The sequence below is a fragment of the Nonomuraea purpurea genome, assembly GCF_042650645.1.
Taxonomy (GTDB): Bacteria; Actinomycetota; Actinomycetes; order Streptosporangiales; family Streptosporangiaceae; genus Nonomuraea; species Nonomuraea purpurea.
This window is the reverse complement of record NZ_JBHSBI010000081.1, coordinates 1-1,531: the sequence shown is the minus strand read 5'-3', so window position 1 is coordinate 1,531 and position 1,531 is coordinate 1. Positions and strand designations below refer to the sequence as shown.

General features: G+C 67.2%; 1 protein-coding gene and 1 pseudogene. Both read left to right on the top strand.

Features of this window, described 5'->3' with window-relative positions; genetic code table 11:
* Positions 1–305 precede the first annotated feature (305 nt).
* Complete coding sequence (locus ACFOY2_RS54600; RefSeq protein WP_379536105.1) at positions 306–1,187, top strand: transketolase; 882 nt, start codon at positions 306–308, stop codon at positions 1,185–1,187.
* Between the two features lie 58 nt (positions 1,188–1,245).
* Positions 1,246–1,531, top strand: a pseudogene (locus tag ACFOY2_RS54595) (hypothetical protein); the annotation flags it as partial.

Genomic DNA, 1,531 nt, shown 5'->3' with positions numbered 1-1,531 from the left:
GCTTGGAGGGTGGAGACGGGTGGGCCGTATCCGTCGGTGGCGTAGCGGTCGCGGAACTGCCCGAAGTGCCAGAGTCCTGCGCCGAAGAGCGGTTCTGTCGTCATCGGGAATTGTCTCCCATCCCGTGTTCATGAATATACATTCACGCTCGCCTGTCTATTCTGTCGGAATGTAACGTCGGCGACACGTGGCCGTCAAGAACTGGACGCGTCCGGGCTTCGGCGTCCGATTGACAGCGTGCGACGCTGGCCTTAGCGTCGAAAATATGCCTAGTCATCTAAGAATATATATTCAAGGTGCCGTCCGTGCTGGCCGCTGATCCGGTTGGGGCGGCCGTCTACCGCCGCGCGGTGGATCGTATTCGCGGCGCCGATCGGCAGGTCGCGGCGGCCGAGCTGGAGCGGCTGGCCACACGGGTGCGGCGCGACATCGTACGGACGATCGACCGGGCCGGGATGGGCCACATCGGGGGTGACCTGTCGGTGACCGACATCCTGGTCGCCTGCTTCTACGGTGTGTTGTCGGTGGATCCCGAGCGTCCCGGATGGGCGGAGCGGGACAGGTTCGTGCTGAGCAAGGGGCACTGTGCGGCCGCCCTGTACGCCACCCTGGCTCACTGCGGATTCTTCGCCGCCAAGGAGCTGGACACGTTCATGGCGCCGCTGTCGGCGTTGAACGGTCACCCGAACCGGATGAAGGTCCCCGGTGTGGAGACGAACACGGGGGCGTTGGGCCACGGCTTGCCGGTGGCCACGGGGTGCGCGCTGGCGGCCAAGATCGATGGCGCGAGCTGGCGGACGTTCGTGGTGCTGGGGGATGGGGAGCTGCAGGAGGGCAGCAACTGGGAGGCGGCCATGGCCGCCGCTCATTACGGGCTGTCGTCGCTGACCGCGATCGTCGACCGTAACCGGCTTCAGCAGGGGGCGCGGACGGAGGAGACCAACGCCCTGGGCGCGCTCGGCGACAAGTGGCGCAGCTTCGGGTGGGAGGTCCGCGAGGTCGACGGCCATGATCACCTCGCGCTGTTGGAGGCGATGGGCGGGCCGAGGGAGAGCCGGCCGGTGGTCGTCGTCGCGCACACGATCAAGGGGAAGGGCGTGTCGTTCATGGAGGACCGGGTGGAGTGGCACCACAAGGTGCCCAGCCCCGAGCAGGTCGAGGCGGCGTTGGCGGAGCTGGCGCTATGACCGAGCTTGTCGAGGTCATCAGTAAGCAAGGAATCATGGGCCCGACGAAGGAGGCCGCGTGACCCTCACCGAGCAGGCGGCGCTCTTCGACTGCCGAAAGGACTTCGCCGACGAGCTGATCAGCCTGGCCGAGGGCGATGCGCGGGTCGTGGCCGTGTGCAACGATTCCGTCGGTTCCAGCAATCTGGTCGGGTTCCGTGAGCGGTTCCCCGGCCGGTTGATCAACGTGGGCATCGCGGAGCAGGATCTCGTCGGGGTGGCCGCGGGGCTGGCGAACGCGGGCAAGATCCCGTTCGTGTGCGCGGCGGCGCCGTTCCTGACCGGGCGGGCGCTGGAGCAGATCA